This is a genomic window from Streptomyces cahuitamycinicus, from assembly GCF_002891435.1.
Lineage (GTDB): Bacteria > Actinomycetota > Actinomycetes > Streptomycetales > Streptomycetaceae > Streptomyces > Streptomyces cahuitamycinicus.
In genome coordinates this window covers 1-22,107 of the sequence record NZ_POUC01000100.1, presented here as the reverse complement: position 1 = coordinate 22,107, position 22,107 = coordinate 1, and the positions used below count along the sequence as shown (strand labels likewise).

Sequence of the window (22,107 nt, the reverse complement as noted above, 5' to 3'; positions counted from 1 at the left end):
GTGGCACGCAGGGCGGGAAGTACGCCCCCCAGGGCTTCCAAAGCGGCAGCCCGCGAATCGCCCTTCAGGGGCGCGGGCCGTGTCGATATGCGGCTCCGCCGCGTGGGCGCGACCAGCCCAGACGGCCCCTCAGACGGCCGACCACCGATCGACGCACCCTCCTCATCCGTCCGCGCAGGCGCCAACTCCAGCGCCCGCTCGGCAAGTTCCCCAAGCACCGCTTCAAGCTGCTCGAACCACGCCGCCACATCCTCATACGGAGTAGCCAGCACCTGCGCCTCACCCAGCCGTGCGAGGGGCTCGGCGAGACGGGCCGCGAGCCGCTCGGGCGTCTTGACCTCGTCGAGGTCGTCACGGAGCGGTTCGAGGACCTGGTCCTCGAAGTCCTCGATCAGCCGGCTGACCGGCCGCGGGTTGGGCACCTCCGGGGTGGGCGGCTCCTCCCCCGGCTCTCCCGGCTGCGGCGGAGCCGTCCAGCGCCGTACCTCGTCGAGGACCTCCTTCAGGGTCGCCGGCGCCGACTTCGGCAGGGAGATCGCCGTGATGTCGTCGTCCCGGTCGACGCGCGTCTTCGCCACCGGCAGCAGCTTGCGCTCGCCGCCCGCTCCTTCCCCGAAGACGAACAGCAACCGGTCGCCGGTCTGGAGGGAGAGCGCGGTGCCCGCGACGAAGAGCTCGGAGCGCTTCTCGAGGTCCTGCGGGGTGAGGAGCGAGGGACGGCGGCGGCGAACCTTGAGTTCGTTGAAGTCCCAGCGGGCCGTCAGGTCCCGGGCGGTCTCGAAGGTCAGCGACGCCTCGTCGGCGGACGCGGGGACGCTGTGGCTGCGCGCGCCGCGCGGGATCAGCACGTTCTGGGCCTCGGCGCGCGGGTCGCGTTCGAGGGTGTACGCCAGGTGAGTGGCGGCGGCGACGCCGGGACGCGGGCGATGCCCTACGAGCCGGCCGAGCAGCACCAGGGAGCGGTGCTCGTCGGCGGTGCGGATGTAGGCCTCGTCGGCGATCCGCTCGGAGTGGAAGGTGAGCAGGTCGCCGAGGACGGCGGTGGCGTCGAGCAGGCCGATCGCCGGGTCGTCCGGCGTGCGGACGGTGAGGCGGTTCAGCGCCGGGTAGGCGGGCGAGGCGAGCCGGTCGAGCAGGGCGGCCAGGAAGGAGCCGTACTCGCCGACGCGGTACTCGAGCGCGGTGCGGCCGGGCGGGTTGTGCGGCGGCCTCGGCGCGAGGCGCTCGTCGTGGCCGCCGCGGCAGGCGCCGCCGCAGCCGCAGTCGTCGGTCGCGGTGACCGGGTGCGGGTCCGTCATCGGGCACCTCCCAGGGATATCGCCAGCAGGCCGTTCTCCGGCCGGTCCGGGTCGTTGTCGCAGGTGGCGATCTCCAGCGGGCCGAGCCGCAGCACGCCGTCCTCCCTCTCTCCTCGGTCCGGTCCGTACAGCCGGCGCAGCCGGGTGACCTCGACGCTCTCCACTCCGGGCACGGCCGCGGCGACGGCGACCAGGCGGCTGAGCCGGACCGGTTCGCCGAAGGTGAGCGCGTCGGGGTGGAAGAAGCCGAGCCGTCCGCCGGGCAGCCGCCCGCTGCCGAGCACGCGGTACAGCTCGGCCAGGATCTGCCCGTGCTGGTGCCCCGGCCTGGCGCACACGGTCAGCGCGATGTCGAGCGGTACCGGGCGGGCCGGGCCCACGACGAGGTCGTGGCCGATGCGCCGGTACGTCTCCAGGGCCTGGGCGACCGAGTCGAGCAGGTCCTGCGACGGGGCGGCGGTGCCGTACGCGTCGATCGCGATGTGTGCCTCCTGGGCGCTGCCGGTCCAGCGGATCTGGGCCGCCGCCTGCTGCACGCCGGGCAGGGCGGTGGCGAGGGCTGCGTAGTCCTCGGCGGTGACCGCGCGCAGCCGGGTGCGGCGCAGGTCGAGCGGGGCCAGCTGGCGTACCTGCTCGACGGGTTCGGGCTGGGTGCCGCCGGTGGCGGGCAGCGGGTTGCGCACGACGGCGACCGGCGCCTCGCAGTCGCCCTGCACGACCAGGTGGTTGATGGCCTCGGCGCCCACGTTGCCGGCGGTGCCGCCGCCGAGCCGGTAGCGCAGGGCCAGGCGGGAGCCGGGCGTGGGCTTCGCTCCGTGCCGGCCGTCGCCGAAGCGCAGGGCGAGGCGCCCGTCGTCCTCCAGTTCGCCCACGAAGTGCCGCTCACGTGGCCCGCTGTCGAGCAGGTCGCGGCGCGGCACCCAGGTCTCGTCCTCGCCGTGCGGGCGTACGGCGGGCAGGGCCCGGCGCGGGTCCTGGGCGAGGGCGGCGGTCGCCGAGCCGCGCAGCACCGTCTCCTCGGGGTGCAGTCCGGCGGCGTAGGCCGGGCCCCAGCTGTGCGCGATCTCCCAGGCGATGTGCCCGTCGAGGACCGTGCCGGCGCGGGCCCGGGCGGCGAGCACCTCGACGCGGCGCAGCTTGGTGTCGAGCAACTGATCGCTGCGGTACAGCAGTTCACGCAGGGCGCGGACCGGGTGGCGGCGCAGTTCGAACCGCTCCAGCACGTTCAGGCCGTAGATCACGGCGAGTTCGGCGGTCTCCTCCTCGCCGAGACCGTCCCGGTCGCGGGCGCTGCGCCACAGCTCGACGAGCCGCTGCCGCACCCGTCCCGGAATCGCCGCGATCCGCTCGGCCTGCCCGGCCGCGACGGTGCCGGGGTCGGGGAAGGGCACCGCCTGGGTGACGGGCGTACGGCCGAGGACCGGGCGGAAGCGGGGCGCGATGCCGGGGTAGACCGACTGGGCGAGCAGGGTGTGCAGCGCGGCGGCCTGGGCGTACGCGGTGCCGGGCACGACCTGTTCGTGCCGCTGGCCGGCGCTTTCCAGGCCGAGGCCGGCGCGGTTGGTCGCGGCCTCGCCGACGACGTCGAAGCCGTCCTGCTCGGCATGGCCGACGACCTTCTCGGTCACGCGGTCGATCTCCTGGGCGATGGCAAGGCCACAGTGCCCCAACTCCGGTATCTGGCGGGCTGCTTGGCGGAGGCGCTTCACGACGTGCACCGCATCGCCCGCAGCAGGGGAGCGCGCCTCGCCGTGCCCCACGGTGACGAGCCTTCCGGAGCCGCATCGGGAGGGAGTCCCGGCGCCTGACCCACCCACTCCGCCGCTGAGCGTGCGGACGTACCGGCACAAAGCCTCGTACGTCCGCGCGCTCAGTCATGTCCCGCGCCTGGCTCTCTTCCCTCTCACCCCGCCCCCTGCGTTCGGATAAGCGGGCTGAACCCCCTTCACGGAAGGGAGTTCAGTCACAGCAGTCGCTACCAGATCGCCTCGACCCACTCCGGGTGGTCGATGAACGGGTTGCGGTTGTGCTGGTACGTGTCGTAGATGGCCTGGTTGCGCTTCTCCTCGAAGGCGCTCGGCGGGTCCGCCTCGTTCCATGCCTTGAGGACGGAGAGCTTGCCGATGTGCGGGTTGCTGCCGTTGCCGACCCTCTCGTTGGGCTCCAGGTCGGCGAAGCCGTCGTCGCCCTCGTAGCGGACGGCCATGTAGAGGATCATGCGGGCCACGTCGCCCCTGTCCGCGGCGCGCGGCTGGAAGGAGTCGGAGTCGACGAGGCTGCCGCCGCCGTTCGTGACCGCGCTGCCGCCGTTGTCGAAGTCCAGATTGCCGCGGATGCTGTTGACCCGGACGTCCGACGGGCGCAGGTGGTGCAGGTCGGTGCCGGGACCGGTCGCCTCGCCGAAGTCGCCGTGGGACTTGGCCCACACGTGCTCGCGGTTCCAGTCGCCGGTGTCACCGCCGTTGAGGGACTTGCTGCGCGATTCACCGCTGTACAGCAGGATCACGTTGTTGCTGTTGTTCGGGTCCTGGTCGGTGGCCTTGAGGGCGTTCCAGACCGCGGAGTACGAGAGCTTCGTCTGGCTGCTGATGATGGTGTGCAGGGAGGACTTGAGGCTGGTGCCCGTCTTGCCGACCGCGTCCCTGTAGTACGTCGTGTCGTAGGCGGTCGTCGTGGCCGCGGCCGGGGGAGCGGTCAGAGTGGCCGCGGTGAGTCCGGCCAGGGCGGCGGCGATGGCCAGTGCCACCGGCTTACATCGTCGTATCCGTGTTGTCGCCAGCATGTGGGGGGTCCCATCTACGCGGGTTGATTGGAGGCGGCAATCGGGAGAGTGACATGGACATGCGGTCGTGTAAATGAATGTGACGTGGCGATCAGGTGACGGAAACCGGCAAGTCGGTCGTGTCTACGCGAGTTGACGTACAGAACGGGGAGCAGGACCTCGCGAAGGCGCTTCAGGCGCGCGGGCCCTCGGTGGTCCTGCTCCCGGCCGTGCAGCGGATGTTCGGGCCGACGGCATCTGGGGGATGCCCGGGATGAGCGGCGGCCGGCCCTGCGAGGCCTCCTACAGGCCGTCGCGGACCATCGCGGCGACGATGTGGACGTGGCGGTCGGCCGCCGTGCCCGACCACTCGTTGTCGAAGTTCAGGCCGTAGGGCCAGAAGTGGCCGCCGCCGGTGGAGATCTTGGCACCGGAGCCGTCGTACTGCCTGACGAGCGCGGTGGCCTGGGCGCCGGTCCAGGTGCCGCTGCCGCCGAGGCGGGACCAGCCCCCGCTCAGTCCCACGCCGATGGTGTGGGCGATCTCGTGCAGGGCCGTCCGCTCGTTCATGTAGCTGCGGTTGCTGCCGAAGCGGATGGTGCCGTTCATGCTGCCGTCGGCGGTGGGGACGCCCGGCTCGTAGCGGACCGTGATGGTCTTGCCCAGGTCGCTGAGGTTGTTGTAGCGGGCCACGGCCGCGTTCATGGCCTTGGTGATGAGGTCGTAGGCCGAGCGCTGGTCCGCGGTGGGGTTGCTCGCGCGGGCGAGGGACCAGGTGATGGTGGCCTGGGCGACTCCGGGACCGGCCAGCAGGGCGGCGGTCAGGGCGGCTATGAGTGCCTTGCGTGGGCTCATGTGCGGATCCTCCGGTGGGGGGTGGTCGACACGAAGCTTGCGAAACTTCGCACGACGTTCGGGATCTCGGACAAGCGCCCTCGCCGTCTCAAAAAGCCCTTGAACGACACGGCAGTTGGCGCTGTCGACCGCAAGTATCCCGGCGGGAAAGACGGCGTCAAGAGTTCCGGCAGGGGCCGGCGGAGGTCAGTGGAACCAGAAGAGCAGCGTGTCCGGATTCGTCCCGAGCTTCCGGGCGCCCTCCCACTCCTCCGCCTCGAACCGCATGACCTCGGCGAACCGGCGGGCGGCGTCGCGGAATTCGGGATCCAGGCGGCCGAGTACCGACCCGTAGGCATCGGCCAGAGCGGAGGCCCGCTGGGCCGGCAGGGTGCCGATCGCGGGTACCGCGTCACCGGGGTGGGGCAGCCGCAGCGGCGGACCGCTGAACAGGAACGTGCCCGGGAGCAGGTCGGACGGTACGCCGTGCCGGGCCAGTTCGTCGTCCATGGCGTAGAACCACGCCGGGCGGCGCCAGGCGCCGAGGTCGGTGGGGTCGGAGAAGTGCGCCGCGACGACCTGGTAGAAGGCGTAGCTGTAGGCGGGGCAGAGGTCGGTGCTCCAGGTGCCGTCGATCAGCTCTTCCAGGGCCCGGCTGATGGAGACGTCGAGGTCGATGCCCTGCTCCTGGAAGCGGGCGTCGGTCCGCTCGCACTCCGTGCGCACCCGGGTCAGGGTGCGCTCCTGCTGCTCGGTCCGCTCCACCGCCGTGAGCAGCCGCACCACCGTTCTCATGTCGCCGGTGCTCATCTCCAGGCAGTAGCCCACCGTTGTGCTCCCCTTCACCCGATCGCCGGACACCGGTGTCCATGATCGGGGACGCGGGAGCGGCCCCGGACCGAGGAGGTCGGGGGCCCAGCGGTGATGTGCGGTGGGGCCGGGGCAGCCGACGTCGGAGACGTCGGACGCGTCCAGGCGGTAGCCGGCGAACCGGCCGGACCGGCCCGACCGGGTTCTGTCTCTTCGGCCGGCGTCGGGTCCAGAGACGCCCGCAGTGACAAACCGTCTCGAGGAGGCCCCAAGGTGGAACACAGTGTGGGTTGACCTGCCGGTTTCCCGAATTGAAAATGAATGTCATTCAGGTGAGACCCGAACCGGAAGGGTCCACACGGTGCCGGGCCTGCTGCTTACCGAAAGGCCCGCGCCGGCCGTAACCGGTTTCCCGAAGCAGGACAGGAGCATCCTCATGCCCATTCCCTCGTTTCAGTTCCGCCCGAAGTACGTCTCGTTCGACTGCTACGGCACGCTCATCGAATATCCGATCACCCCCATCACGCGTGAACTCGTCGGCGACCAGATCCCAGCCGAGCAGTTCGACCAGTTCGTACGGGAGTTCCGCGGCTACCGCTACGACCAGGTCCGCGGCGAGTACTACCCCTACGAGCAGGTGCTGCGGGACTCCTTCGAGCGGGTCTGCCGCAAGTGGGGCGTGAAGGCGGCGCCGGACGCGGGCCAGCGGTTCGCCGACGGCGTCCGCAGCTGGGGGCCCCACCCTGACGTGGTGGAGCCGCTGAGGAAGATGGCCGAGCACTACAAGCTGGTCATTCTCTCCAACGCCGACGACTCCTTCCTCGCGGAGAGCGTGCCGAAGCTCGGCGCGGAGTTCCACGCGGTCCTCACCGCTGAGCAGGCCGGCTACTACAAGCCCCGCTACGCGGCGTTCGAGTACATGCTCGAGAAGCTCGACGCGTCCCCCGAGGATTTCGTGCACGTCGCCTCGCACACCCGGTACGACCACCAGTCGATGCACGACATGGGCTTCCGCAACCTGGTCCTGCTGGACCGCGGCTACGACCCGGTGACCCACGGCTACGACTACGTGACGGTCAAGTCCCTCGACGAGCTCAACCAGATGCTCGGCATCTGACTCGCCGCGCACACCTTCCCGCGCGGGCAGCCCCGAAAGACCCCCTGTGGGGCTCACGCGCCATCCGCGCCCACCTGCGGCGCCGGGGCATCCGTGCGGTCATCCCACAGCCGTCCGGCCAAGTCGGCCACCGCCCCGCCCGACTGGCCGGACCGCGAAGAGGGTTCGGAGTCGTTGCCGTCGTCCGGTAACGACTCGCACAAGTCTTCGTCATACCTACAACCATTCGCCTCCGCCCTGGAGTCATGAGGTGCATGACTTCTGGGATATCCCGCCGCGCGAGAGTGCTGGCGGCGGCCGTGGGTACGGGCGTCCTCGTGCCGCTCGTCGCCGCCGCCACGCCCGCCTCCGCCGCCGCTCCGGCCGTGACCTGCACGTCCGCCAAGGCCGGGCTCGCCGCCAAGTTGAAGAAGGACATCACCGCCGCGCTCGCCACCCGCAAGGGCACGGTGGCCGTCGGCCTCTACGACCGCAGCACCAAGACGACCTGCACGCTGCGCGCGAGTTCCGCCTACGACTCGGCCAGCGTCGTCAAGGTGACCGTCCTCGCCACGCTGTTGTGGGACGCCAAGAAGACGAACCGGTACCTCACCGACCGCGAGAGCACCCTCGCCAAGGCGATGATCACCAAGTCGGACAACGCGGCGACCTCCACCCTGTGGAAGCAGCTCGGCATGACGAAGATCAAGAACTTCCTCAAGGCCGCGGGCATGACGCAGACCAAGCCCGGTGCGAACGGCTACTGGGGTCTGACGCAGATCACCGTCACCGACGAGCAGAAGCTGCTGAAGCTCCTCACCGCCAAGAACGCGGTCCTCAGCGACAACTCCCGGTCCTACATCCTGAAGCTGATGGGCCAGGTCGTCTCGTCCCAGCGCTGGGGCACCCCGTACGGAGTGCCCTCAGGCGTCACCGTGGCCGTCAAGAACGGCTGGCTGCAGCGCTCCTCGAACGGCTGGCGCGTGCACAGCGTCGGCGCGTTCAAGGGTGGTGGCCACGACTACGTGATGACCGTGCTGTCCCACGGCAACAGCACGATGAACTACGGGATCGCCACCATCCAGGCCGTGGCCAAGGTCATCCACAAGGATCTGAAGGCGAGTTGACAGGTCCTAGCCGAGAAGATCCAGGAACCTCCTGACGACGGCGAGGATGGTGTAGAGCGAGGGAGGGGGGAATGCCTTCCATATCCGGGCAAAAGACCACAATGCAGGCCAGAGTAGCTGTCCGTGTGGCCGGCTCACGGGAACAGTCCACCTTCACCCCGCCGCCCACCCGGCGTCACCGGCACCCCTACCCGACGAGACCGGAGCCGCGCCCGACTCCGAGGGCCTGGTCGTGGACGGCGACGGCACGCACCTCGTCCCCTACTCGCCGGTTAGAGCAAGGCCTCTCTCCCAGGGGTGCGGGAACTGCGCGACAGCCGAGACGGTGCCGCGCCCGTCCGCAAAGAGAACCGTTGCGGTGTCGCGCCCATCCTCAAGGGAACCGTGCGGTGCCGCGTCCGTCCGCGAAGAGAACCGTTGCGGTGCCGCACCCGTCCGCAAAGAGAACCGTCACGGCGGGATGAAATCGGCTCCCGAAGACGTTGGTGCCTTCCGGCAGAGCAGGACGACTGGAAGGCACCGGTGTGACACCGAAACGGGGATGGGCACGACGGCTGTGGGCCTATGCGTGGCGCCACCCGAAGGACGTCGTGCTCGCCCTCGGCTCCTCCCTGGCCGGCATGGCCGTCATGGCCCTGGTCCCGCTGATCACCAAGGTGATCATCGACGACGTCATCAGCGAGCACACCCGGGACATGACCACCTGGGCCGGTCTCCTCGTCGCCGCCGCGCTGGTCGTCTACGTCCTCACCTACGTCCGCCGGTACTACGGCGGACGCCTGGCCCTCGACGTCCAGCACGACCTGCGGACGGACATGTACGGCACGATCACCCGGCTCGACGGCCGCCGCCAGGACGAGCTGTCCACCGGCCAGGTCGTCGGCCGCGCCACCAGCGACCTCCAGCTCATCCAGGGCCTGCTCTTCATGCTCCCGATGACCATCGGGAACTTCATGCTCTTCCTGATCTCCCTGGTGATCATGGCCTGGCTGTCCGTGCCGCTGACCCTGGTCGCCCTGGCGGTGGCGCCCGCCGTCTGGTGGATCGCCAAGCGCAGCCGCACCCGGCTGCACCCCTCCACTTGGTACGCCCAGGCCCAGGCCGCCGCCGTCGCGGGTGTCGTGGACGGCGCCGTCAGCGGCGTACGCGTGGTGAAGGGCTTCGGGCAGGAGGAGCAGGAGACCGGCAAGCTCCGGGAGGTCGGCCGCAGGCTGTTCGCGGGCCGCCTGCGCACCGTCCGCCTGAACTCGGTCTACACCCCGGCCCTGCAGGCCGTTCCCGCGCTCGGACAGGTCGCGATGCTGGCCCTCGGCGGCTGGCTGGCGGTGCGCGGGCACATCACGCTCGGCACGTTCGTCGCCTTCTCCACCTACCTCGCCCAGTTGGTCGGCCCGGTCCGCATGCTCGCGATGGTGCTCACCGTCGGCCAGCAGGCCCGCGCCGGCACCGAGCGCGTCCTGGAGCTGATCGACACCGAGCCGTCGATCGAGGACGGCCACAAGGACCTGCCCGCCGACGCCCCCGCGACGGTCGAGTTCGACGACGTCTCCTTCGGATACGACGACGCCCCCGGCGCGACCGGCAACGTCCTCGACGGACTGTCCTTCGAGATCCGCCCCGGCGAGACCCTCGCAGTCGTCGGCTCCTCCGGCTCCGGCAAGTCCACCGTCTCCCTCCTCCTGCCGCGCTTCTACGACGTCACCCGCGGGGCGGTCCTGGTCGGGGGCCACGACGTGCGCGAGCTGACCACCGAGTCGCTGCGCGCCGCGATCGGCCTCGTCCCCGAGGACTCGTTCCTCTTCTCCGACACCGTCCGCAACAACATCGCCTACGGCCGCCCCGACGCCACCCGGGAGGAGATCGAGAAGGCCGCCCGCGCCGCCCAGGCGGACCGCTTCATCGCGGAACTCCCCGAGGGCTACGACACCACCGTCGGCGAGCACGGACTCACCCTCTCCGGCGGCCAGCGCCAGCGCGTCGCCCTCGCCCGCGCCATCCTCAGCGACCCGCGCCTGCTGGTCCTGGACGACGCCACCTCCGCCGTGGACGCCCGCGTGGAGCACGAGATCCACGAGGCCCTGAAGGGGGTCATGCGGGGCCGTACGACCCTGCTGATCGCCCACCGCCGCTCCACCCTGAACCTCGCCCACCGCATCGCCGTCCTGGACGGCGGGCGCCTCGCCGACATCGGCACCCACGAGGAGCTCCAGGAGCGGTCCGCCCTGTACCGGCGCCTGCTCACCGACCCGGACGAGCTGGGCGCGGTCTCCCCGGGCCACACCCAGCCGGCCTGCCCCACGGAGGACACCTCCGTACGGGACGAGCTCGACGCCGAGTTCGACGCCGAGCGCGGGGTCACCCCCCGGCTGTGGACCGGCGACCGCGAGCGCAAGGACCTCGCCCTCGCCGAGAGCCCCGCCACGCCCGAGTTGCTCGCCCAGGTCGAGGCGCTGCCCCCGCCCACCGACGTCCCGGACGTCGACGAGTCGCAGGCCGTCCGGCCCGAGGCGTCCTACGGCCTGCGCCGGCTGCTGCGCGGCTTCGGGCTGCCGCTGTTGGTCAGCCTCGCCCTGGTCGCCACCGACGCGGGCATGGGCCTGCTGCTGCCCGTGCTGATCCGGCACGGCATCGACTCCGGCGTCACGCAGGCCGCGCTCGGCGCCGTGTGGGCGGCGGCCCTGCTGGGGCTGCTGACGGTCGCGGTGCAGTGGGCGGCCCAGATCGGTGAGATCAGGATGACCGGGCGGACCGGCGAGCGGGTCCTGTACTCGCTCCGGCTGAAGATCTTCTCCCAGCTCCAGCGCCTCGGGCTCGACTACTACGAGCGTGAGCTGACCGGGCGGATCATGACCCGGATGACGACCGACGTCGACGCGCTGTCGACGTTCCTCCAGACCGGCCTGGTCACGGCCTTCGTCTCGGTCGTCACCTTCTTCGGCATCATGGTCGCCCTGCTGGTGATCGACGTGGAGCTGGCGCTGGTCGTCTTCGCGACGTTGCCGCCGCTGATCATCGCCACGTTCTTCTTCCGCCGTGCGAGCGTGAAGGCGTACGAGCTGGCTCGCGAACGCGTGTCGGTGGTCAACGCCGACCTCCAGGAGTCGGTGTCCGGGCTGCGGATCGTGCAGGCGTTCCGGCGCGAGCGGGACGGCGGGCGGCGGTTCGCCGCACGCAGCGCCGACTACCGTGCGGCCCGCATCCGGGGCCAGTGGCTGATCTCGGTGTACTTCCCGTTCGTGCAGTTCCTGTCGTCGGTGGCCGCGGCGGCCGTGCTGATCGTCGGCGGGGCCCGGGTCGACGACGGGACGCTGGCCATCGGCTCGCTGGTGGCGTACCTGCTCTACATCGATCTGTTCTTCGCACCCGTGCAGCAGCTCTCCCAGGTCTTCGACGGCTACCAGCAGGCGACCGTGTCACTCGGCCGCATCCAGGAGCTGCTGCGGGAGCCGACGTCGACGAAGTCCGCCGACGAACCGTTGCGGGTCAAGTCGCTGCGCGGCGACATCGCCTTCGAGGACGTGCGCTTCGCGTACGGCGACGACGAAGAGGCTCTGGGCGGGGTCGACCTGCGCATCCCCGCCGGGCAGACCGTCGCCTTCGTCGGCGAGACCGGCGCGGGCAAGTCGACCCTCGTCAAGCTCGTGGCCCGCTTCTACGACCCCACCGGAGGCCGGGTCACCGTCGACGGCACCGATCTGCGGGACCTGGACCTCGCCTCGTACCGGCACCGTCTCGGAGTCGTCCCGCAGGAGGCGTACCTCTTCCAGGGCACCGTCCGCGACGCCATCGCCTACGGCCGCCCCGACGCCACCGACGCCGAGGTGGAAGCGGCGGCCCGCGCGGTCGGCGCGCACGACATGATCGCCACGCTGGAGGGCGGCTACCTCCACGAGGTCGCCGAGCGGGGCCGCAACCTGTCCGCCGGGCAGCGCCAGCTGATCGCGCTGGCCCGCGCCGAGCTGGTCGACCCGGACGTCCTGCTGCTCGACGAGGCCACGGCCGCCCTGGACCTGGCCACCGAGGCCCAGGTCAACCAGGCCACCGACCGGATCGCGGGCCGCCGCACCACGCTCGTCGTCGCCCACCGCCTCACCACCGCCGCCCGCGCCGACCGGGTCGTCGTCATGGACCGCGGCCGGGTCGCCGAGGACGGCACACACGAGGAGCTGCTCGCCCGCGGTGGCCGGTACGCGGAGCTGTGGCGGACGTTCATCGGCGCCGCCGAGCCGGAGGAGCCGGTCGGCGCGTCCCGCTGAGGGATCCGGCCGACGGCGTTTTCGTAACGCTCGTGCAACCATCCGACATACGTCATGCGTCCGTACAGGCGTACGCCGATGGTCGCGGACGACGCGGTACGGGAGGACGAGAGTGCACAGTGGAGCGATACGCCGGCGACTCGCGCTCGGACTGGCCGTGCTGACCGCCTCCGGGCTGCTCGCCGTCGCCGCCCCGGGGGAGGCGCAGGCCGCCTCCGCGCACTGTCCCGGCCGCAAGGTCCGCAGCCTGCCGTTCTCCACCGGGACCGTGCTCGTCTACAAGCGCGGCGGCTACGTCTGCGCCGTGACCCTCACCAAGAAGCCCGGCGTGAAGCGCAAGATGTCGGTGAGCGTGCAGGCGCGCGGAAACCGGCCGGTCGTCGACAAGGGCAAGTACGCCTATCACGCGGGCCCGGTGACCGTGCACGCCGGGCGCCGCTGCGTCTGGCTCAAGGGCCAGGTCGGCCGGGGGAAGTTCAGCTCCGGCTGGATCCTCTGCTGACGCCGCGCACCCCGCGACACGCCCCCCGGCGACACCCCCCGCGCACAGGGTTTTCCCTATGTCCCCTGGTGCTCCGGTGAGTTGGTCCGCTAGCTTCCGGCGCACATCTGTCTCACAGGGGAGTGCGCATGCGCAAGGCGCTCAGATGGCTGCTGGCGCTCACGGTGCTCATAGGCACACTGGGCACGGCGGGAGCGGCCACCGCCGCCGACGCCGCCGGCACCACCGACATCAAGGAGAGGCTGCTCTCCGTACCGGGCATGAGCCTGGTGGAGGAGAAGCCGTACACCGGCTACCGCTTCTTCGTCCTGAACTACACGCAGCCGGTCGACCACCGCAAGCCGTCCAAGGGCACGTTCCAGCAGCGCATCACCGTGCTGCACAAGGAGGTCTCCCGCCCGACGGTGTTCTTCACCAGCGGCTACAACGTCTCCACGACGCCCCGCCGCAGCGAGCCGACCCAGATCGTGGACGGCAACCAGGTCTCCCTGGAGTACCGCTTCTTCACCCCGTCCCGGCCCGCCCCGGCGGACTGGTCCAAGCTGGACATCTGGCAGGCCGCCAGCGACCAGCACCGCGTCTTCAAGGCCCTGAAGGGCATCTACGGCAAGAAGTGGATCTCCACGGGCGGCTCCAAGGGCGGCATGACCGCCACCTACTACGAGCGTTTCTACCCGCGGGACATGGACGGCGTCGTCGCCTATGTCGCCCCCAACGACGTGGTGAACAAGGAGGACTCGGCCTACGACCGCTTCTTCGCCCGCGTCGGCACCGAGGAGTGCCGTGACCGGCTGAACGGCGTGCAGCGCGAGGCGCTGGTGCGCCGTGAGCCGCTGGAGAAGAAGTACGCGGCCTTCGCGCAGGACAACGGCCTCACCTTCACCACCATCGGCAGCCTGGACAAGGCCTACGAGGCGACCGTCCTCGACTACGTGTGGGGCTTCTGGCAGTACAGCGGACTGTCCGACTGCGACCAGATCCCCGCCGACGCCAAGGACGCCACCGACGACGAGATCTGGGAGTCCGTCGACACGATCTCCGGCTTCTCCGCCTACGCCGACCAGGGCCTGACGACCTACACGCCGTACTACTACCAGGCCGGCACCCAGCTCGGCGCCCCGACCATCCGCTTCCCGCACATCGAGAAGCAGTACATCCGCTACGGCTACCAGCCGCCGCGCAACTTCGTCCCCCGGGACATCCCCATGAGGTTCCAGCCGTCGGCGATGCGGGACGTGGACACCTGGGTCCGCCACAACGCCCGCCACATGCTCTTCGTCAACGGCGAGAACGACCCCTGGAGCGCTGAGCCCTTCCGCGTCGGCAAGGGCGCGAAGGACTCCTACGTCATGACCGCCCCCGGCATGAACCACGGCGCCAACGTCGCGGGCCTGGTGCCCGAGCAGAAGGCCCTGGCCACCGCCCGCATCCTCGACTGGGCCGGTGTCGCCTCCAGCTCGGTGCAGGCGGACCCGCAGGCGGCCAAGCCGCTGGCGAAGTTCGACGCCAAGCTCGACAAGCGGGACACCCAGCGCGAGATGACGCTGCGTCCGTAGGGAACGCCCCTGCCCGCAGGGGCACCGCTCAGGGGCTCTCAGGGCCTCTCAGGGCACTCAGGGGCACGAAGGCACGTCCCTGTCGCGCCCGGCCGTTTCACAGCGGCCGGGCGCACCCCACCGGCCGTTTCCCGCCCAGCCGGACGTACAGGGCGGTCGGGCCGGGGCAGTCGGCGCGCTCGGTGACCGCCCGGACCACCTTGTACTGCGGCTTCCGCTCGCCCGCGCCGTCGCAGGCGGTCTCGCGGACCTGCCCGTCGCCGGAGCCGTAGACGCAGTCGCCGACGATCGTGCGGGGTCCGCCCCCGCCGCCCGGGTCACCGGGGTGCGGCGGCTGGAGGTTGCGCATGCAGGCGTAGCCCTGCGGGACCGCCCCGTCGCCGTCCTCGTCGGACGAGGGGCGCTGCTCGCTGATGTGCAGGACGAAGTCGGTGGTCGCCGGGCAGCGCGGGCCGTCCCGCACCGTGCCCTGGTGCCGCGCCACCACCCGGGCCGCCGCCCGCTCACCGGCGCACGGCACCTCGGTGAAGCTCGTCGTGCCGAACGAACTGCACTCGCCGACCGCGAGGAACACCGCTCCGTACCCGGAGGGCCGGGTCGGCGCCGGTGACGTCGTGGCGGCCCTCCCGGTGCCGCCGGCCGCGGGATCTCCCAGCCGGCCGTCCTCCGCCACGCCGCCCGACGGGCTCTGACAACCGGTCAGCAGCATGCCGAGCAGCGCCATCAGGCCGCAGACCACCCCCACGGAACTTCTCTCACGCATCGCCGACCCCCCGAGTGTGCTCGCCCAGCGTGACCCGCCGTGGCGGGCGCACGCCAGGCACACGGGGCGGTTTGCGCACGTTGGGGGTGGTGCGCCCGGTCCGTGGCGTACGTCTAGTACGACAGCCCGTAGCCGATCGGGTACAGCACCTGCTCCGGATCATCCGCCCGCCGCACCGCCACCGGCAGTTTTCCGCGCGGTTTCACCCGTCCGGCGATCACCCGTGCGGCGGCCCGCAGTTCGACGTCGGTCCAGGAGTAGGAGGCCAGGCAGGCCGGCGCGGACGGCAGCTGGGCCACGTCGTACGGGTTGCGGACCGCCACCGCCACGACCGGCCTCCCGGCCGCCACGAGTTGCTGGACCAGCGCCTTCTGGCCGCTGCTCGCCGTGACGTTGTACGTGGCGGCCACCACCGCGTCCGCGTCCCGTGCCGCCGCGACCGCCTTCGCGATGGTCGCCGCGGAGGGGGCCGTGCCGGTCGACAGGGCCGTGGCCGTGAAGCCCAGTTCGTTCAGCGCGCCCGCGAGCACGCCGGTCGGCGGCCCCGTCGTACCGGACGGCGATGCCGGATCCGCCCCGACCACCAGCACCCTGGGGTACCGGCGCCGGGACAGGGGCAGCAGCCGCCCCTCGTTGACGAGCAGTGTGGTCGTCCGCTCGGCGATCCGGTCGGCCGCCGCCAGATGCGCCCGGGTCCCCACGGTCCGGTCCACACCGGCCTGGCTGACGTACGGCGAACGGAACAGCCCCAGCCGGAACTTCAGCCGCAGCACCCGCAGGATCGATTCGTCGAGCCGGGCCTCGGTGAGCTCGCCATCGCGCACGGCGGTCAGGACGGCGTTCCAGGCGAGGTCGAGGTCGGGCGGGTTGAGGAGCTGGTCCACGCCCGCCTTCAGCGCGAGCACCGGCACGCGATCGTCGCCGTACTTGGTGCGTACGCCCTCCATGCCGAGCGAGTCGGTGACCACGACCCCGTCGTAGCCGAGGCGTTCGCGCAGGATGCCGGTGAGGATGGGGTGCGAGAGGGTGGCCGGGTCGCCGGAGTCGTCGAGGGCCGGGACCATCAGGTGCGCGGTCATGATCGAGCCGATGCCCGCGGCGATCGCCGCCCGGAACGGCGGGGCGTCCAGCCTCTCCCACAGCTCCCGGCTGTGCGTGATGGTGGGGAAGCCGGTGTGGCTGTCGACGTTGGTGTCGCCGTGCCCGGGGAAGTGCTTGGCGGTCGCGGCGACCCCGGATCCCTGGTACCCGGCGACCTCGGCGGCCACCAGCGCGGACACGGCCCGCGGATCGGCGCCGAAGGACCGTACGCCGATGACCGGGTTGGCCGGGTTGACGTTCACGTCGGCCACGGGGGAGTAGTCCTGCCGGATCCCCGTCGCCCGCAGCTCGGCGCCCGCGATCCGGCCGAGGGTGCGCGCATCGGACCGCGACCCGCCGGCGCCCACGGCCATGGCGCCCGGGAAGAGCGTGGCGGGCTCGCCCACCCGGGCCACGATCCCGTGCTCCTGGTCGGTGGAGATGAGCACGGGCAGCCCGCGCGGCAGCTCCAGGGAGGCCCGCTGGATGCCGTTGGACAGCTCGGCGATCTGGTGCGGCTCGCGGGTGTTGTGCGCCCAGGCGAAGTAGATGATGCCGCCGACCCGGTACTTCGCGACCAGCTCGGCGGCCGTGCGGACCCCGATCTCCCTGAGGTTGGCGTCGATGTCGGCCTGGTCGGGGGCGGTGGCGGAGTGGCCGTAGACCCGCATCACGAAGAGCTGGCCGACCTTCTCCGGCAGCGTCATGCGGGAGACGACGGCGCGCAGTCGGCTGTCGTCCGGGGCGGCGGCGCGCGCGGGCCCGGCGGCCGCGAGGGCGGCGGTGACGCCGGCCGTGGCGGCGAGGAGGGTGCGTCTGGAGGGCTGAGCCGTGTTTCCCGTGCTTCCCGTGCCGGTGTCGTGCACGTGCGCTCCTTCCGGAGGTGATCCGCTCGGATCCGCTGAAGGAAACTTCCAAGAGGTCACCAATATCCGGGAAGTTTCTGCCAGTCAAGGGAATGCACGGTAACCGCCGAGGGGCCGCCACCGGCGCGGTTGGAGGGGGGCGCGCCGATGGCGGCGGGTGCCGCCGACCGCGGTACGGCGGAGAGGGTGGTCAGCGATCGCAGCCAGTGGCGAGGGCCGACACCGCACCGTGATGACTCCCCGGCGGACGGTGATTGGACGGGGACGGTCCGGTCCGGGTTCCCGACTCGGCCCGGATTTCCGCAAGTCGGTACGCGGGGGAGTCACGGGGCCGCCGGGGCGGTTGGGCCACCACTTCCGGCCACTGCTCACCGAGCACCCGTACGGTTTCCGCGAGGGCCGGACGCCGCGCAGCCGCCCCCGTCCGCCACAGTGCGTACAGCCCCCGCACCGGCACCGGGTCGAGCGCCACCGCCACGACCCCGGCGAAGGGCGCCGGGCAGCGCCAGGACACCGGCGCGAGTGCGCCAGGAAGGTGGTCGCCACCACGACGCTGTCGCTGTTGAGGACTTCCGTCCGAAGTTCCGGGGGTGGGTGCGTCGGAGCCGCACGGAGGACACGGGCGGCTCCGAACACGCCCGCTGCCCCGCCCCCGGATACGCGGGGCAGGGCAGCGGGCGTGGTGCGGGGCCGGGTCAGCGGGTGTGTTCGGTGAACCTCTGCGCCGTCTCGGCCAGGACCTCCTGGCCGTCCCGGGCCCACAGGACGTCGTTGAACAGCTCCACCTCGATGGCGCCGGTGTAGCCGGCCGCCTCCACGTGGTCCTGCCACTCCCGCATGTCGATCGACCCGTCGCCGATCTGACCGCGGCCGGTGAGGACGCCCTCCGGGAGAGGAGTCGTCCAGTCGGCGAGCTGGAAGGTGTGGATACGGCCGCCCGCGCCCGCCCGGGCGATCTGCGCGGGGGCGGTGTCGTCCCACCAGATGTGGTACGTGTCGACCGTGACGCCGACCTGGTGCGCCGGGAAGCGTTCGGCGAGGTCCATGGCCTGGGCCAGGGTCGACACCACGCAGCGGTCCGCGGCGTACATGGGATGGAGCGGCTCGATGGCCAGGCGGACGCCGTGCCGCTCCGCGTAGGGGCCGAGTTCCGACAGGGCGTCCGCGATGCGCTCGCGGGCGCCGTGCAGGTCCTTGGAGCCCGCGGGGAGACCGCCCGAGACCAGGACCAGCGTGTCCGTGCCCAGCGCCGCCGCCTCGTCGATCGCGCGACGGTTGTCGGCCAGGGCCTTTGCCCGCTCCGCCGGGTCGACCGCCGTGAGGAACCCGCCCCGGCACAACGTCGTCACCGTCAGGCCCGCGTCCCGGACCAGCTTGGCCGTGGCCTCCAGGCCGAACGCCTGCACCGGCTCGCGCCACAGCCCCACGTTGCGGATGCCCAGCCGCGCGCAGCCGTCGGCCAGTTCCGGCAGCGACAGCTGCTTCACGGTCATCTGGTTGATGGAGAAGCGCTCCAGCGACCGTTGCGACGGCCCGCTCACTGATCCACCCCGTACACGCTCAGCAGCGTCTTCATCCGTTCCTCCGCCAGCTTCGGGTCGGGGAACAGCCCCAGCCCGTCGGCCAGTTCGTACGCCGTCGCGAAGTGCGGCAGCGAGCGGGCCGACTGCAGGCCGCCGACCATCGTGAAGTGCGACTGGTGGCCCGCCAGCCAGGCCAGGAAGACCACACCCGTCTTGTAGAAGCGGGTCGGGGTCTGGAAGAGATGCCGGGAGAGCCCGACCGTGGGGTCCAGCAGATCGCGGAAGCCCCGCACGTCGCCCCTGTCCAGGACCCTGACCGCCTCCGCCGCCAGCGGGCCCAGCGGGTCGAAGATGCCGAGCAGCGCGTGGCTGAAGCCCTGCTCGTCGCCCGCGATCAGCTCCGGGTAGTTGAAGTCGTCGCCCGTGTAGCAGCGCACGCCCTTCGGGAGCCGGCGGCGGATGTCGATCTCGCGCCGGGCGTCCAGCAGGGAGACCTTGATGCCGTCGACCTTGTCCGGGTGGGCGGCGATGACCTCCAGGAACGTGTCCGTCGCCGTGTCCAGGTCGGCCGACCCCCAGTAGCCCTCCAGGGCGGGGTCGAACATCGGGCCCAGCCAGTGCAGGACCACCGGCTCGGCGGCCTGGCGCAGCAGGTGGCCGTAGACCTCCAGGTAGTCCTCCGGTCCGGAGGCCGCCGCCGCGAGCGCCCGGGAGGCCATCAGGATGGCCTGCGCGCCGGACTCCTCGACGAGGGCGAGCTGCTCCTCGTAGGCCGCGCGGACCTCCGCGAGCGAGCCGGAGGCGATCTGGTCGGTGCCCACGCCGCAGGCGATACGGCCGCCGACCGACTTGGCCTCGGCCGCCGACCGGCGGATCAGCTCCGCCGCGCCCGCCCAGTCCAGGCCCATGCCGCGCTGGGCGGTGTCCATGGCCTCGGCGACGCCCAGCCCGTGCGACCACAGGTGGCGGCGGAAGGCGAGGGTGGCGTCCCAGTCGACCGCGGCGGGCGAGTCGGGGGAGACGTCCGCGAACGGGTCGGCGACGACGTGCGCCGCCGAGAAGACCGTACGGGACGTGAACGGCGTGCCGGGTGTCACGGCGAGGGGCGCGGTGCGCGGCTCGTACGTCCGCAGCACCCCGTCGCCGCCCGGGAGTCGGATCGTCACAGCGAGATCTCCGGGACGTCGAGACGGCGGCCCTCGGCCGAGGACTTCAGGCCCAGCTCGGCGAGCTGGACACCGCGGGCACCGGCCAGCAGGTCCCAGTGGTAGGGGGCGTCGGCGTAGACGTGCCGCAGGAAGAGCTCCCACTGGGCCTTGAAGCCGTTGTCGAACTCGGTGTTGTCCGGGACCTCCTGCCACTGGTCGCGGAAGACCTCCGTGGCGGGGATGTCCGGGTTCCAGACCGGCTTGGGGGTGGCGCTGCGGTGCTGCACGCGGCAGTTGCGCAGGCCCGCGACCGCGGAGCCCTCGGTGCCGTCGACCTGGAACTCCACCAGCTCGTCGCGGTTGACGCGGACGGCCCAGGAGGAGTTGATCTGGGCGATCGCGCCGCCCTCCAGCTCGAAGACGCCGTACGCGGCGTCGTCGGCCGTCGCGTCGTACGGCTTGTCGTTCTCGTCCCAGCGCTGCGGGATGTGGGTGGCGGTGAGAGCCTGGACGGTCTTCACCCGGCCGAACAGCTCGTGCAGCACATACTCCCAGTGCGGGAACATGTCGACGACGATGCCGCCGCCGTCCTCGGACCGGTAGTTCCAGGACGGGCGCTGGGCCGTCTGCCAGTCGCCCTCGAAGACCCAGTAGCCGAACTCGCCGCGCACGGACAGGATCCGGCCGAAGAAGCCGCCGTCGATGAGGCGCTTCAGCTTCAGCAGGCCCGGGAGGAACAGCTTGTCCTGGACGACGCCGTGCTTGATGCCGGCCTCGTTCGCCAGCCGGGCGAGGTTCAGGGCGCCGTCGAGGCCGGTGGCGGTGGGCTTCTCGGTGTAGATGTGCTTGCCGGCCGCGATGGCCTTCTTCAGGGCCTCCTCGCGGGCGGAGGTGACCTGGGCGTCGAAGTAGATGTCGACCGTCTCGTCGGCGAGGACCGCGTCCAGGTCCGTCGAGACGTGCTCCAGCCCGTGCTTCTCGGCCAGCGCCTTCAGCGCGTGCTCCCGGCGGCCGAGCAGGATCGGCTCGGGCCACAGCACGGTGCCGTCGCCGAGGTCGAGGCCGCCCTGCTCGCGCAGGGCGAGGATGGAGCGGACCAGGTGCTGGCGGTAGCCCATGCGCCCGGTCACGCCGTTCATGGCGATTCGCACCGTCTTGCGTGTCACGTCGTTCCCTTCGTACGCGGTCGCGGCGCCGCGTACGCCTCATCGGTCACAGACGGCCCGGTGGACCACCCGTGGACTGGTGAGCGTTGCAGCAAGCGCTTTCTATATACGGAGAAGCTAGCCTCTGAACCGCGGTCCGGACAAGACCGTGACCAGGACGAGTTGTTCGAGGGGGCGAACAACCAGGGGTCGGGGGCTTAAGGTCTGCTCGGAACCTTGGCCATGGGTTCGTCGGGGCAGAGACCGTAGACCTGCTGATCCGCGCGGAACCATAGCCAGTGGTCTGGGTGTGTACGAGGGCGGAGACGAGACGAGATGCGCGACCGGAGGACGACGAGATGACGGTGACCCTGGCGGACGTGGCGGCCCGCGCACAGGTCTCACCCGCGACGGTGTCGCGCGTGCTGAACGGGAACTACCCCGTGGCGACCTCCACCCGCGAGCGGGTGCTGAAGGCCGTGGACGAACTGGACTACGTGCTCAACGGGCCCGCGAGCTCGCTGGCCGCCGCCACCTCCGACCTGGTCGGGATCCTGGTGAACGACATCGCCGACCCGTTCTTCGGGATCATGGCGAGCGCGATCCAGGCCGAGATCGGCGGGCCGGGCGGCCGTGCGGGCGGGGAGAGACTAGGGGTGGTCTGCAACACGGGCGGCTCACCCGAACGGGAGCTGACCTACCTCACGCTGCTGCAACGCCAGCGGGCCGCGGCCGTGGTGCTGACCGGCGGGGCGATCGAGGACGCGGCGCACCAGGCGGCGATGGAAACCAAGGTGCGGAAGCTGGTGGAGGCCGGCACCCGGGTCGTGCTCTGCGGGCGGCCGCCGGCGCCGGACGCCGGGGCCATCGCGCTGACCTTCGACAACCGCGGCGGTGGGCAGGAACTGACCGAGCACCTGATCGGGCTCGGGCACCGGCGGCTCGGCTACATCGCGGGCCCCGAGGAGCGGACGACCACACGGCACCGGCTCGAAGGGCACCGGGCCGCGCTGGCAGCGCACGGGATCGAGGAGGACCCCCGGTGGACGGTCTTCGGGCGCTACGACCGGCGGTCCGGATACGAGGCGACGCTGGAGCTGCTCCGGCGTGACCCGTCGCTGACGGCGGTCGTCGCGGCGAACGACTCCGTAGCCCTGGGGGCGTGCGCGGCCCTGCGCGACTCCGGCCTGCGGATCCCGGAGGACGTGTCGGTGGCCGGCTTCGACGATCTGCCGTTCAGCATCGACGCGGTGCCGTCGCTGACGACCGTACGGCTGCCGCTGGCGGAGGCGGGGGCCCGGGCCCGTCCCTTATACACATCTGACCCTGCCGACGAACCCTA

Annotated in this window: 14 protein-coding genes and 4 pseudogenes; 7 read left to right on the top strand and 11 right to left on the bottom strand. The window is 71.5% G+C overall.

Features of this window, described 5'->3' with window-relative positions; all coding sequences use genetic code 11:
• The 5 genes and pseudogenes from C1J00_RS16190 to C1J00_RS16165 form a co-directional block, all read right to left on the bottom strand.
• Positions 1-1,298: pseudogene (locus tag C1J00_RS16190) on the bottom strand (putative baseplate assembly protein); the annotation flags it as partial.
• Positions 1,295-2,887: pseudogene (locus C1J00_RS16185) on the bottom strand (putative baseplate assembly protein); the annotation flags it as partial. The pseudogenes C1J00_RS16185 and C1J00_RS16190, both read right to left, overlap by 4 nt.
• Before the next feature lie 386 nt (positions 2,888-3,273).
• The gene (locus C1J00_RS16175; RefSeq protein WP_500691474.1) at positions 3,274-4,077 is read right to left on the bottom strand and encodes an endonuclease I family protein; all 804 of its coding nucleotides are present in this window, start codon (positions 4,075-4,077) and stop codon (positions 3,274-3,276) included.
• A 285-nt stretch (positions 4,078-4,362) separates the two neighbouring features.
• Positions 4,363-4,914, bottom strand: a complete 552-nt coding sequence (locus C1J00_RS16170; protein ID WP_102909778.1) for a hypothetical protein — start codon at positions 4,912-4,914, stop codon at positions 4,363-4,365.
• A gap of 186 nt (positions 4,915-5,100) precedes the next feature.
• Positions 5,101-5,721 (bottom strand): DUF7691 family protein, encoded by a 621-nt coding sequence (locus C1J00_RS16165; RefSeq protein ID WP_180989567.1) that lies wholly within the window; start codon positions 5,719-5,721, stop codon positions 5,101-5,103.
• Between the two features lie 418 nt (positions 5,722-6,139).
• On the opposite strand from C1J00_RS16165, the gene C1J00_RS16160 reads away from it, so the two are divergent.
• The 6 genes and pseudogenes from C1J00_RS16160 to C1J00_RS16135 all read left to right on the top strand — a co-directional run bounded on the left by C1J00_RS16160 (position 6,140) and on the right by C1J00_RS16135 (position 14,240).
• Positions 6,140-6,820, top strand: coding sequence for a haloacid dehalogenase type II (locus C1J00_RS16160; protein WP_102909777.1), 681 nt, complete (start codon positions 6,140-6,142; stop codon positions 6,818-6,820).
• Between the two features lie 38 nt (positions 6,821-6,858).
• Positions 6,859-6,963: pseudogene (locus tag C1J00_RS16155) on the top strand (IS5/IS1182 family transposase); the annotation flags it as partial.
• A gap of 111 nt (positions 6,964-7,074) precedes the next feature.
• The gene (locus C1J00_RS16150) at positions 7,075-7,926 is read left to right on the top strand and encodes a serine hydrolase (protein ID WP_102909776.1); all 852 of its coding nucleotides are present in this window, start codon (positions 7,075-7,077) and stop codon (positions 7,924-7,926) included.
• Between the two features lie 524 nt (positions 7,927-8,450).
• Entirely contained in the window at positions 8,451-12,182 is a 3,732-nt protein-coding gene (locus C1J00_RS16145) for an ABC transporter ATP-binding protein (RefSeq protein WP_102909775.1), read from the top strand.
• A 112-nt stretch (positions 12,183-12,294) separates the two neighbouring features.
• Positions 12,295-12,684, top strand: coding sequence for a hypothetical protein (locus C1J00_RS16140; RefSeq protein WP_102909774.1), 390 nt, complete (start codon positions 12,295-12,297; stop codon positions 12,682-12,684).
• A gap of 128 nt (positions 12,685-12,812) precedes the next feature.
• The gene (locus tag C1J00_RS16135) at positions 12,813-14,240 is read left to right on the top strand and encodes a S28 family serine protease (RefSeq protein ID WP_102909773.1); all 1,428 of its coding nucleotides are present in this window, start codon (positions 12,813-12,815) and stop codon (positions 14,238-14,240) included.
• 97 nt (positions 14,241-14,337) lie between these two features.
• Here the strand turns inward: C1J00_RS16135 and C1J00_RS16130 are convergent, their stop codons facing one another.
• The 6 genes and pseudogenes from C1J00_RS16130 to C1J00_RS16105 all read right to left on the bottom strand — a co-directional run bounded on the left by C1J00_RS16130 (position 14,338) and on the right by C1J00_RS16105 (position 20,786).
• Positions 14,338-15,003, bottom strand: coding sequence for a hypothetical protein (locus C1J00_RS16130; RefSeq protein ID WP_102909772.1), 666 nt, complete (start codon positions 15,001-15,003; stop codon positions 14,338-14,340).
• A gap of 113 nt (positions 15,004-15,116) precedes the next feature.
• Positions 15,117-16,949, bottom strand: coding sequence for a glycoside hydrolase family 3 protein (locus tag C1J00_RS16125; protein WP_102909771.1), 1,833 nt, complete (start codon positions 16,947-16,949; stop codon positions 15,117-15,119).
• Between the two features lie 190 nt (positions 16,950-17,139).
• A pseudogene (locus tag C1J00_RS48245) lies at positions 17,140-17,475 on the bottom strand (hypothetical protein); the annotation flags it as partial.
• A gap of 169 nt (positions 17,476-17,644) precedes the next feature.
• On the bottom strand, positions 17,645-18,442 hold the full coding sequence (locus tag C1J00_RS16115; protein ID WP_102909780.1) for a sugar phosphate isomerase/epimerase family protein: 798 nt from the start codon (positions 18,440-18,442) through the stop codon (positions 17,645-17,647).
• 44 nt (positions 18,443-18,486) lie between these two features.
• Entirely contained in the window at positions 18,487-19,638 is a 1,152-nt protein-coding gene (locus tag C1J00_RS16110; protein WP_102909770.1) for a dihydrodipicolinate synthase family protein, read from the bottom strand.
• Positions 19,635-20,786, bottom strand: coding sequence for a Gfo/Idh/MocA family protein (locus tag C1J00_RS16105; RefSeq protein ID WP_102909769.1), 1,152 nt, complete (start codon positions 20,784-20,786; stop codon positions 19,635-19,637). Before C1J00_RS16105 ends, C1J00_RS16110 begins: the two co-directional genes overlap by 4 nt.
• A gap of 338 nt (positions 20,787-21,124) precedes the next feature.
• On the opposite strand from C1J00_RS16105, the gene C1J00_RS48545 reads away from it, so the two are divergent.
• On the top strand, positions 21,125-22,107 hold a 983-nt coding region (locus C1J00_RS48545), incomplete at its 3' end, for a LacI family DNA-binding transcriptional regulator (RefSeq protein ID WP_102909768.1).

Excerpts from the sequence above, each read along its gene's own strand:
- C1J00_RS16130 (WP_102909772.1), bottom strand. The coding sequence starts at position 15,003 with ATGCGTGAGAGAAGTTCCGTGGGGGTGGTCTGCGGCCTGATGGCGCTG.
- C1J00_RS16115 (WP_102909780.1), bottom strand. The coding sequence starts at position 18,442 with ATGACCGTGAAGCAGCTGTCGCTGCCGGAACTGGCCGACGGCTGCGCG.
- C1J00_RS16170 (WP_102909778.1), bottom strand. The coding sequence starts at position 4,914 with ATGAGCCCACGCAAGGCACTCATAGCCGCCCTGACCGCCGCCCTGCTG.
- C1J00_RS16135 (WP_102909773.1), top strand. The coding sequence starts at position 12,813 with ATGCGCAAGGCGCTCAGATGGCTGCTGGCGCTCACGGTGCTCATAGGC.
- C1J00_RS16160 (WP_102909777.1), top strand. The coding sequence starts at position 6,140 with ATGCCCATTCCCTCGTTTCAGTTCCGCCCGAAGTACGTCTCGTTCGAC.
- C1J00_RS16150 (WP_102909776.1), top strand. The coding sequence starts at position 7,075 with ATGACTTCTGGGATATCCCGCCGCGCGAGAGTGCTGGCGGCGGCCGTG.